This is a genomic window from Bacillus sp. GB_SG_008 (assembly GCF_052038115.1).
GTDB classification, from domain to species: domain Bacteria; phylum Bacillota; class Bacilli; order Bacillales; family Bacillaceae_G; genus Bacillus_A; species Bacillus_A rhizoplanae.
Window position 1 is genome coordinate 39,779 of sequence record NZ_JBPZSK010000015.1, and the last position, 10,529, is coordinate 50,307.

Sequence of the window (10,529 nt, forward strand, 5' to 3'; positions counted from 1 at the left end):
TCCTCTACTTCTCATTATTGAATGCCGAATAGTCTTTTTGCATTTTCTGTTGTTTTTACCGCTACTTCTTCATAAGATAATCCTTTTAATTTTGCAATTTCCTCCGCAACAAGCTTTACGTAGCTCGGTTCATTTCGTTTTCCACGAAACGGATGAGGAGTTAAATACGGACAATCTGTTTCGATTAAAAGTTGTTCCATTGGAATTTCCATCGCAACTTCTTTTGGTTTCTTTGCATTTTTAAAAGTTACTGGCCCACCTAATGAAATAAGGAAATTCATATCAATACACTGTTTTGCGACTTCAACACTACCGCTAAAACAATGCATAATTCCTCCTACTTCAAATGCGTTTTCCTCTTTTAAAATATCTACGATGTCTTGCGTTGCGTCGCGATTATGTATGATGATTGGTAATTTCACCTTTCTCGCTAGTCTAATCTGTTTACGAAATACTTCCTTTTGCACATCTTCCGGAGATTTGTCCCAGTGATAATCTAAGCCCATTTCACCAAGTGCAACAACTTTTGGATGATTTGCTAACTCTTCTAACCATTTTAGGTGCTCTTCTGTCATATCAATTGCATCAACAGGATGCCAACCAACAGCTGCATAAATAAAGTCATATGTTTCTGCTAATTCGATTGCCTTTTTGATTGTCACTTCATCAAAACCAACTACAACTGTATAAGAAACACCAGCTTCTTTCATTCTTGCAATTACTTCCTGTAAATCCTCTTCAAATTGCTCTGCATTTAAATGTGAATGTGTATCAAACAACATAACAATAACTCCTTTTATTTGAAATAAATTCTATCATAGGTAAAAATTACTTTCCTAACAACGTAATAACAACCATATTACAATTTTGATACAAAAAAGGAAATTTTAGAAAGATTTTCGACAAGAAAAAAGATGTTTCACAAATGTTACACGTGAAACATCTCTCATTTTGTCGTTATTACTTAATTTTTGTACCATTTGGTAAGTTTTGATCGACTGTTGCTAACGATAATTTTCCATTTTCTTCGCCTGCCAAAATCATACCTTGTGATAATTCACCACGTAGTTTTACCGGTTTTAAGTTGGTAACACAAATGACCTTTTTCCCTTTTAATTCTTCTGGAGAATAAAATTTAGCAATTCCAGATACAACTTGTCGTTTTTCTGTGCCTAAATCAAGTTGTATCTTTAACAGCTTGTCTGCTTTTTTCACAGGTTCTGCATCTAACACTTCTGCTACACGTAGATCTACTTTAAAGAAATCGTCAATTGTAATTTCTTCTGCCTTTGGCTCCGCTTCTTTCTTCTCTTCTACTTTTGGAGCAGCGCCTTTCATTTGTTCTTTAATATACTCTACTTCTACTTCTACTTCTAAACGCGGGAATACAGGCTGCCCTTTCGCAACTTTTGTGCCAGTTGGAATGCAACCAATTGTAGAAAGGCTGTTCCAAGTTTTATATTCTTCATCTGTAATCCCAATTTGTTCAAAGATTTTTCCTGGTGTTTCTGTTAAAAATGGCATTAACATAATCGCTGTTTGTCGAAGTGCTTCTGCAAGATGCGCCATAACAGAAGCGAGTTTCTCACGATCACTTTCATCTTTTGCTAATACCCAAGGTTGTGTTTCATCTATATATTTATTTGTACGGCTAACAAATTGCCAAATTGTGCTTAGTGCTACCGAAAACTCCATGTTTTCCATTGAAGCTTCTACTTTTTGCAGTGTATCTTTTGCAAATGTTACTAAAGTTTCATCAAATTCTGTTACATTTGCTTTGTAGGCTGGAATTTCCCCACCAAAATATTTATCAATCATTGCTACTGTACGATTTAATAAATTTCCTAAATCATTCGCAAGATCGAAGTTAATACGCTCAACAAATCCCTCTGGTGTAAATACACCATCTGATCCAAATGGTACCTCACGAAGTAGGTAGTAACGAAGTGCATCTAAACCGTAACGATTAATTAATGTGACAGGATCTACTACATTTCCTTTTGATTTACTCATTTTTCCGTCTTTCATTAAAATCCAACCATGTGCAAATACTTTTTTCGGAAGTGGTAAATCAAGAGCCATTAAAATAATTGGCCAATAAATTGTATGGAAACGAACAATTTCTTTTCCTACTAAATGAACATCTGCTGGCCAATATTTTTTATACTTTTCTTCATTCGCTGTTCCGTAACCTAATGCCGTAATATAGTTAGATAATGCATCTACCCACACGTAAATAACATGCTTCGGATTACCCGGTACACGAACACCCCAGTCAAAAGAAGTACGAGAAACAGCTAAATCTTCTAATCCTGGTTTAATAAAATTATTAATCATTTCATTTTTGCGTGATTCTGGTTGAATGAAGTGTGGATTATCTTCATAGAACTTTAATAGTCGATCTACATATTTCCCCATTCTAAAGAAATATGATTCTTCACGAACAAGTTCTACTGGATGACCACTATCTGGGCTCTTTCCACCAATTACTTTTCCATTTTCCATCACTGGGTCAACAAGTTGATGCTCTGTATAGAATGTTTCATCTTGTACAGAATACCAACCTTCATATTCATCAAGATAAATATCACCTTGATCAACAAGTTGCTTAAAGATTTTTTCTACAACTTCTTTATGACGATCTTCTGTTGTACGGATAAAATCATCATAAGAAATATCCATTTTTCCCCACAACTCTTTAATTCCTGCTACAATGTTATCAACATACGCTTGTGGTGTAACATTTAATTCTTCTGCTTTCTTTTGAATCTTTTGTCCATGTTCATCAGTGCCTGTTAAATAGTAGACATCATATCCTTGCATACGTTTATAGCGTGCCATTGCATCCCCCGCTACCGTCGTATAAGCATGTCCGATGTGAAGTTTTCCACTTGGATAATAAATCGGAGTGGTAATGTAAAAGGTCTTATTTTCCTCTGTCATTGTTTTGAACCTCCCAAATGACCTCATATGTATTTATAAACAGTATATCAAAAACTTAGGTATAAAGACGAGTGAATGCTCTATATCTTTATCATCTATTACTCATATTAAGAAAAAATATACATTTTAACACTTCGGAATTATCAATAAAATTAAGATAATAAAATAAATCTCTCTATACATCTATTATTTTTTAGTATATATAATAAGTAGATGCGAAAATCTACAAAACTTTTATAAATTTTACAATTAAAGAATTGACGGAAATGTCAATGATTGGTATCATATGTGCATAGGGTATTTTGTCGAAAAATGACGAATTCAAATAGATGTACAAACTTGCAAAATATGAGGAGGAGAAACAAATATGAAATCTACTGGTATCGTTCGTAAAGTTGATGAATTAGGCCGCGTTGTAATTCCAATTGAATTACGCCGCACACTAGGTATTGCAGAAAAGGATGCTCTTGAAATCTACGTTGATGACGAGAAAATTATCTTAAAAAAATATAAGCCAAACATGACTTGCCAAGTAACTGGTGAAGTTTCTGATAGTAACCTTTCATTAGCTGAAGGTAAAATCATTTTAAGCCCAGAAGGCGCAGAGCAAATCTTAAAAGAATTACAACAATTTATCGCAGCAGCAAAATAAAGCTTCTCTAATAGAGAAGCTTTTATTTTTTAAACATGGTATGCTTGATATACATCTCGTTTCGACATATTTCGATCTTTTGCAACTATTTTAATTGCTTCTTTAGAAGAAAGACCTTTCTCCTCTATGTAGTATTCAACATGTCCCTCAACAGTTAACGTTTCCCACCACGCTTCTTCATCTACAGCTTCTTCCGTAGAACCTTCTACTAGAACACAAAACTCTCCGCGCACTTCATTTTCCTTTGCCCAATGAATGACTTCCTCTAAGGAACCACGAATAAATTCTTCAAATTTCTTCGTAAGCTCACGACACAATACAACATTTCTATTCCCTAACACATCTTTCATAGAAATTAATGTTTCTCCTAATCGATGTGGCGCTTCGTAAAACATCATTGTATTTGGAATATAGCGTAACTTCTCTAATTCTGCTTTACGCTCTTTTTTATGTCTCTGTAAAAATCCATAGAAATAAAAGTGCTTTGTCTCTAATCCAGAGGCAATTAATGCTGTAAGCGCAGCATTTGGACCAGGAAGGGGCACAACTGAATACTGCTGCTCTACTGCTTGTACAACGATGTCATAACCAGGATCCGAAATACATGGCATACCTGCATCACTGACAATTGCTACCGTTTTTCCTTGTTCTAACATATCTAAAATTTTTCGACCGCTCACTTCTTTATTATGCTCATGATAACTCATTACCGGTGTTTCAATTTCAAAATAATTACATAGTTTTTTCGTTTGCCTTGTATCCTCTGCTGCAATAAAGTCCGCTTCTTTTAATATACGAATCGCACGAAATGTCATATCTTCTAAATTTCCAATTGGAGTTGGAACTAAATATAATGTTCCTCTCTCATTCATTTGAAAGCTTTTTTGCTGCCACATAATAGTCTCCTTTTTGTATATACTCATCTTTTTGTTTCCGTTTTAACTGCTTAAAACGATATTCTGCCTGCATTGCAGTCCTTTTTTCTTCATAAGTTTCAAAGTATTTTAACCTAACAGGACGCCTTGCTCTTGTATAGCGTGCTCCTTTTCCGCTATTATGAGCTTCAATTCGCTTCTCTAAATGGTTTGTATATCCCGCATAGTAGCTCCCATCAGCACATTCAACAACATAAAAATAATGCTTATTCTGCTCCATATAAAATCGCGTTCATTTCTTTCGTATATTCGTTATTATCTTCATATACAAAAAGAGGCGGCAAAATTTTCAAATCAGCATTCCCATCTTTAATACCTTCAATTAATAACGTATTGGCTTCTTTACCTACTTTTGGATATACAAATTGGAGGCGTTTTGGTTCAATTTTATATTTTCTCATAAGCGTTACAATATCAAGTAAACGACCAGGACGATGTACAAAAGCCACTTTTCCCCCTTGCTTAACAAGTTGGCTGCTAACACGTACAACGTCTTCTAACGTACACATAATTTCGTGACGAGCAATCGCTAAATGCTCATTAAAATTTTGTTCAGAAGGTTTTGGTGTTTGAAAGTATGGTGGATTGCATGTAACAACATCAAACTGATGTCGCCCTATTTGCTCTGGCATATGCTTTAAATCACCATGAATAAGCTGTATTCTCTCTTCTAAATCATTATATTGAACACTTCTAACACCCATGTTGTAAATACGCTCTTGTATTTCAACTCCCGTAATCTTCCCTTTCGTACGGGAACTTAATAAAAGAGGAATCACTGCATTTCCTGTGCACAAATCTAATATATTCCCTTTCTGAATTGGCATCCACGCAAAGTTTGCTAATAATACTGCATCTAATGAAAAATTAAATACTGACGGACTTTGAATAATTTTCATATCTTTTGATAGTAAATAATCTAAACGTTCATCTCCATACAATTGCATATATTTCTTTCCTTCCTCATCATTCAAGCTTATTTTAACAGACGTTAAGACAATCTATGCTATGTTCATAACAGTCTAATCTGTTTTACTTATATTTTGGTTATATGTACAAAAAATTACCTTTCCAATTTATTGGAAAGGTAATTTTATTTTTTATTTAAAAAGGATAAACAGAATAAACAATCCCCTTCTTTACGTACACTTCCATAATGCAAATTACAAATATGAAAACCCTCTTGATACAGGCGTGCCAAATTATCATATCCTTCACCGATATCTATTTTAGGCTTTATCTCTTTTCGTTTATTCGACTTTTGTTTCTGCTTATTCTGAATTTCTTCAAAACGATTTCGCAAATTTTCATTTTCCATTTTAATATGTTGGTTTTCTTCAAGTAGCTCTGCGAGATGCTGCTTTAGCTCTCCCAACTGTTTATAGAGATATCCAATTTGCTCTTCCATACTGGAAACCGCTGCAAAAATATCTTTTTTCTCCACAAGCACCCACCTCATTAATCTGTGGTTTGACTCGAAACGACCCCTTTATTTATTAATTCATCTAACGTATATTCTACTATCCGTTCCTTGTCTACTAATTCCACTTGAATTAATCTTTCTAAAATATTTAACCCGATTACACGACCAAGACCATGCGGTGTTTGTATTTTTTCATCTAAATCTGGAAGCTGCTCTTTTGCTGCTTCATATTCATCATTTTCATACTTTAAACAACACATCAGTCGACCACATAACCCAGAGATTTTCGCAGGATTTAATGATAAATTTTGATCTTTTGCCATTTTAATGGATACAGGTTCAAAATCCCCTAAAAAAGTAGAACAGCACAGCATTCGGCCGCATGGACCAATACCGCCAAGCATTTTTGCTTCATCACGAACACCAATCTGTCTTAACTCGATTCTTGTCCGAAAAATAGCGGCTAAGTCTTTTACAAGCTCACGAAAATCAATACGACCATCCGCTGTAAAATAAAAAATAACCTTATTGCGATCAAATGTATATTCCACGTCAACAAGTTTCATATCAAGATCATGCTCGACTACTTTTTGCTGACAAACTTGATACGCTTCTTTTGCTGCACGTTTATTTTCCTCAACAATTGTACGATCATTTTCATCTGCGATACGAATGACTTTCTTTAATGGGAGTACAACATCATTTTCATCGACTTGTTTCTTCGTGATGACAACTTTCCCATATTCAATTCCCCGTACTGTTTCCACGATCGCAAATTCATTTTCTGAGATATCAAATTGATTTGGGTCAAAGTAATACACTTTTCCGGCCTTCTTAAAACGAACACCTACTACATCATACAAACGGTCATCCCTCCTGTAACCGCAACACTAACTGTTCGAACACAAGCTGCGCATTTACATTAGCGTTGATTCTATTTTTTGCTTCTAATATATTGAAAAGAGCCGATACAATGCGCTTTTGAGAATAGGAAAAAGATTGGAATAACCCTTTTTGGTCTTGAAAAACTAGACGATCTTCTTCTCCCAATTGAACATATAATAAATCCTTATAAATAAGGAGCAACATATCTAATCCTAACTGTAATTGTTCTTTCTCTCCAAAATGCTTCACCCACTTCTCCTGTACAAAAAAAAGAGACGTGGTATCTTTCTCTAGGGCTTCACATAATTTTATCACTAAAGTTCGTGCTTGTGCAAACCATTCATCACCACAAAACGATAACGCCTCATCAAAACTATTTGTAAGTTCAGCCGCAAGATTCCCTAAAGAAAAACTTACTTCTTCCCTTTGTAACCGATTTACCAGAGCATCTTTTGGAAGAGAGCGAAATGTAACAATTTGACATCGTGATAAAATGGTACTTAAAATTTGATGACTTTGCTCCGTTAATAAAATAGCTGTTGTATCACCGCTCGGTTCTTCTAAAAATTTAAGCAATGTATTCGCGGCGTTTGTCGTCATCTTATCTGCATGCTCAATAATATATATTTTTTTAGTTGCTTCTAGACCGGTTTTAGAAAACTCTTCTTGTAATTCGTGAATTTGCTGTTTCTTAATTGATAGCCCATCTGGTGTAACCGTATATACGTTTGGGTGATTACCCGAATGAATACGTCGGCAATTCGTACATGTATGACAAGGTTCTACTCCATTTCGCTGCAAACAAAGAAAACTTTTCGCCATTTGCATAGCTGTTTCAAGCTTCCCTGTTCCTTTTGGCCCTTCTAACAAATAAGCGTGGGATATACGCTCTTTTGCAATACTATTCATTAACATTTTTACAACAATGGGTTGTATAAGAGACAGTTGTTCCCACGTCTTCGTCATGTTTCATACCTCACTTTTTATACTTTCTTCTATTATAACAACTTTTGTTCAATAAGCTGAGTAACTTCTTCTACAACAGCTTCCATTGGTTGATCTGCATTTACAACGACGATGCGATCCGCAAATCGATCTACTAATTGTAAATATCCTTCACGAACACGTTTATGAAACTCCATACTTTCTAAATCTAAACGGTTTACTTCTCTATTATCATCTTTTCTAATACGTGCTAAGCCAACCTCTGGATCAATATCTAAATAGATTGTAATATCCGGCATACAATCTTCTGTCGCAAAACGATTAATTTCAAACACCTTGTCGACACCAAGACCTCTTGCATATCCTTGATAAGCAAGGGAGCTATCAATAAAACGATCACATATTACAATATAACTATCTTCTAAGGCTGGCATGACTTTCTCTACTAGATGTTGTCTGCGTGCTGCAGCATATAATAATGCTTCTGTACGTGCTTCCATCATTGTATGCTCTTTTTTATGTAAAATGGTACGAATTTCTTCTGAAATTGTAATACCACCTGGTTCGCGTGTTGCCATTACTTTTTGTTCCTTCTTCTCAAAGTACGGCAATAATTTTGTAATTAATGTAGATTTTCCTGATCCTTCTGGTCCTTCAATTGTTACAAACAATCCCTTCATCTATAAAAACCTCTTTCTCTATATATCATATACAGTAATATTTTTTGTATTTCCTTGAAAACGTGCACCAGTCTCTTCTAAATAAGAAATTTGATTTATATGCTCTAACGTAATTTCTTCTCCATACATAAGCAAAGGAATCCCTGGTGGATACGGTATAATCATCTCGGCCGCAATCATACCTAACGCCTCCTGTAAAGGTACAACTTTTTTCTTATACTTCTCCAACTCCTTATATGTAAACGATAAAGAAGATAAATTTTCTTTATCAGGATAATAAATACACGGCCTAGTATCTTCTACATCATATGAGCATAGTGCACCTTGTAGCCTATCAATTACTTTTATATAATCCTCATTTACTTGGAGTGGTAAGATAAGTAAAACATTATAGGGATCTGCCATTTCAACATACATACCGATCTCTTCAAATACACGTTGTAATTCATATCCAGAGAGCTTACAGCGTGTTTGCACTGTTACTTTCAATGCATCTTGTATTGGATACTCTAAAACAGCAAATTGTGGAATACGATTTAATGCTGTACGAATTTGCTGAGTAAATGTAGCAATCTCCTTACAACCTTCTTCTTTTATCTTCGCTAATGCAAAACGGGCTATATCTAATGAAGCCATTATTGGATAAGACGGACTACTAGATTGCAATATATTTAAATAAGAAGAAACCTTTTCTTCATCAACGAGAGTGCTATTTACATGTAAGTATGATCCCATTGTCATTGCTGGTAATGTTTTATGAGCTGAATGAACAACGATATCAGCTCCGTATGCAAGTGCCGATTTTGGAAAAGGCTCTCCAACACAAAAATGCGCTCCATGTGCCTCATCTACCAAAACAGGAATACGATGTGCATGTGCTAATGCAACACTCTTTTCTAAATCTACACCCATACCATAATAATTGGGATGCGTTAAAATAAGAGCTTTCGCTTGTGGATATTGTTGAATTGCAGCTTCAATCACTTCATAAGGAACACCCACTGGTACACCATACTTTTCATCAATCCATGGCTCTAGAAAGACAGGACGTGCCCCAGCTAGTTTAAGACCATTCATAATGGATTTATGAGCATTTCTTTGTACAAGAACCGTATCATGTTCATTACAGCATGCTAACAGCATAGCTAAATTCCCAACGGTTGAACCATTGATTAAAAAATAACTTTTTTGTGCTTCATATAAATCTGCTAATAATTGTTGTGCTTCTTCTATACATTCAAATGGACTATGAAGATCATCAAGTCCAGTAAGCTCTGTTACGTCAATAGAAAGTATATCATGAAAATACTCCTGTGCTTCATCTGGAAAATTCGTTCCACTTTTATGACCTGGAACATGAAAGGATAATGGCTTCTTACTTACAAAGGTCTTTAATGCTTCATATAAGGGCATTTTTCTTTGATCCATACTCACTCTTCCTTATTATTCATTCTCTCTACATTATACCGAGATTTGTACAAAAAAAATAATAGGCAAATATGCCTATTTTCTAACGCGATACTTGTATCTTTCGCAATTGCTGTAAATAAAACATATACTTCGGATTATTTGTACTTGTTTCTATCATTTCTCGCTCACATGATTCACATATAAAACTCGTATACAAATGAATTCCACTATCCTTCTTATGTTCACACACAATACAAATCTCTTCTTTTGTTGTAACGTACCCCATATATTCGCTTATTTATCGTAGTCTATCTAACCATCATTATATAAAACTAGACAAACGATAATTAAGCCTTCCTCCCCTCTATACGAAATGAAACAATACATTTATAAGCGTTAACACTTTTTTAAAATATATACGTCCTTTTACACTTTTAGTGTATGAATCATTTCTAGGCAAAGTGTCTGTCTGAGAAATAGTTGAATCAACCTGCCCTTATAGACGGTACCCCATCTATTTCTTAAGAGTGAATCCTACTACTCGAGAATACCGGGGTAAAAATAAAAAGACGAGTCCAATGACTCGTCTTTCGTTTGCCTGGCAACGTCCTACTCTCACAGGGACAAAGTCCCAACTACCATCGGCGCTAGAGAGC

General features: G+C 35.0%; 12 protein-coding genes. 1 reads left to right on the forward strand and 11 read right to left on the reverse strand.

Translation table 11 applies throughout. From position 1 onward, the window contains the following. Positions 1–14 precede the first annotated feature (14 nt). Positions 15–782, reverse strand: a complete 768-nt coding sequence (locus tag ACTDJC_RS21825; RefSeq protein ID WP_253628331.1) for a TatD family hydrolase — start codon at positions 780–782, stop codon at positions 15–17. A gap of 178 nt (positions 783–960) precedes the next feature. Beyond that, entirely contained in the window at positions 961–2,943 is a 1,983-nt protein-coding gene (gene metG / locus ACTDJC_RS21830) for a methionine--tRNA ligase (protein ID WP_253628330.1), read from the reverse strand. Positions 2,944–3,310: 367 nt separating this feature from the next. On the opposite strand from metG, the gene ACTDJC_RS21835 reads away from it, so the two are divergent. Continuing rightward, positions 3,311–3,595, forward strand: a complete 285-nt coding sequence (locus ACTDJC_RS21835) for an AbrB/MazE/SpoVT family DNA-binding domain-containing protein (protein ID WP_098305010.1) — start codon at positions 3,311–3,313, stop codon at positions 3,593–3,595. 29 nt (positions 3,596–3,624) lie between these two features. On the opposite strand, the gene rsmI is transcribed toward ACTDJC_RS21835, so the two are convergent. The 9 genes from rsmI to ACTDJC_RS21880 form a co-directional block, all read right to left on the reverse strand. Continuing rightward, complete coding sequence (gene rsmI, locus ACTDJC_RS21840; RefSeq protein ID WP_098305012.1) at positions 3,625–4,491, reverse strand: 16S rRNA (cytidine(1402)-2'-O)-methyltransferase; 867 nt, start codon at positions 4,489–4,491, stop codon at positions 3,625–3,627. Then, positions 4,460–4,750 (reverse strand): GIY-YIG nuclease family protein, encoded by a 291-nt coding sequence (locus ACTDJC_RS21845; RefSeq protein ID WP_098305014.1) that lies wholly within the window; start codon positions 4,748–4,750, stop codon positions 4,460–4,462. Before ACTDJC_RS21845 ends, rsmI begins: the two co-directional genes overlap by 32 nt. Next, positions 4,737–5,477 carry a tRNA1(Val) (adenine(37)-N6)-methyltransferase gene (locus ACTDJC_RS21850; RefSeq protein ID WP_253628329.1) on the reverse strand — a complete coding sequence of 247 codons (741 nt, stop codon included), beginning with the start codon at positions 5,475–5,477 and terminating at the stop codon, positions 4,737–4,739. The genes ACTDJC_RS21845 and ACTDJC_RS21850 overlap by 14 nt, the downstream gene beginning before the upstream one ends. A 146-nt stretch (positions 5,478–5,623) precedes the next feature. Further along, positions 5,624–5,974, reverse strand: a complete 351-nt coding sequence (yabA, locus tag ACTDJC_RS21855) for a DNA replication initiation control protein YabA (protein ID WP_141524940.1) — start codon at positions 5,972–5,974, stop codon at positions 5,624–5,626. A 14-nt stretch (positions 5,975–5,988) separates the two neighbouring features. Continuing rightward, positions 5,989–6,816 carry a PSP1 domain-containing protein gene (locus ACTDJC_RS21860; RefSeq protein ID WP_098305020.1) on the reverse strand — a complete coding sequence of 276 codons (828 nt, stop codon included), beginning with the start codon at positions 6,814–6,816 and terminating at the stop codon, positions 5,989–5,991. A 4-nt stretch (positions 6,817–6,820) separates the two neighbouring features. Beyond that, positions 6,821–7,804, reverse strand: coding sequence for a DNA polymerase III subunit delta' (gene holB, locus ACTDJC_RS21865; RefSeq protein WP_440604670.1), 984 nt, complete (start codon positions 7,802–7,804; stop codon positions 6,821–6,823). A gap of 32 nt (positions 7,805–7,836) precedes the next feature. Further along, complete coding sequence (gene tmk / locus ACTDJC_RS21870) at positions 7,837–8,463, reverse strand: dTMP kinase (RefSeq protein WP_253628327.1); 627 nt, start codon at positions 8,461–8,463, stop codon at positions 7,837–7,839. Between the two features lie 18 nt (positions 8,464–8,481). Further along, positions 8,482–9,891, reverse strand: a complete 1,410-nt coding sequence (locus ACTDJC_RS21875) for an aminotransferase class I/II-fold pyridoxal phosphate-dependent enzyme (RefSeq protein ID WP_440604671.1) — start codon at positions 9,889–9,891, stop codon at positions 8,482–8,484. Between the two features lie 82 nt (positions 9,892–9,973). Next, a complete protein-coding gene (locus ACTDJC_RS21880; protein ID WP_098305028.1) occupies positions 9,974–10,159 on the reverse strand; it encodes a sigma factor G inhibitor Gin in 186 nt (61 codons plus the stop codon). Between the last annotated feature and the right edge of the window lie 370 nt (positions 10,160–10,529).

Bases quoted from the DNA above. Each gene is read 5' to 3' on its own strand.
- ACTDJC_RS21825 (WP_253628331.1), bottom strand. From the start codon at position 782: ATGTTGTTTGATACACATTCACATTTAAATGCAGAGCAATTTGAAGAG.
- metG (WP_253628330.1), bottom strand. From the start codon at position 2,943: ATGACAGAGGAAAATAAGACCTTTTACATTACCACTCCGATTTATTAT.
- ACTDJC_RS21835 (WP_098305010.1), top strand. From the start codon at position 3,311: ATGAAATCTACTGGTATCGTTCGTAAAGTTGATGAATTAGGCCGCGTT.
- rsmI (WP_098305012.1), bottom strand. From the start codon at position 4,491: ATGTGGCAGCAAAAAAGCTTTCAAATGAATGAGAGAGGAACATTATAT.
- ACTDJC_RS21845 (WP_098305014.1), bottom strand. From the start codon at position 4,750: ATGGAGCAGAATAAGCATTATTTTTATGTTGTTGAATGTGCTGATGGG.
- ACTDJC_RS21850 (WP_253628329.1), bottom strand. From the start codon at position 5,477: ATGCAATTGTATGGAGATGAACGTTTAGATTATTTACTATCAAAAGAT.
- holB (WP_440604670.1), bottom strand. From the start codon at position 7,804: ATGACGAAGACGTGGGAACAACTGTCTCTTATACAACCCATTGTTGTA.
- tmk (WP_253628327.1), bottom strand. From the start codon at position 8,463: ATGAAGGGATTGTTTGTAACAATTGAAGGACCAGAAGGATCAGGAAAA.
- ACTDJC_RS21875 (WP_440604671.1), bottom strand. From the start codon at position 9,891: ATGGATCAAAGAAAAATGCCCTTATATGAAGCATTAAAGACCTTTGTA.
- ACTDJC_RS21880 (WP_098305028.1), bottom strand. From the start codon at position 10,159: ATGGGGTACGTTACAACAAAAGAAGAGATTTGTATTGTGTGTGAACAT.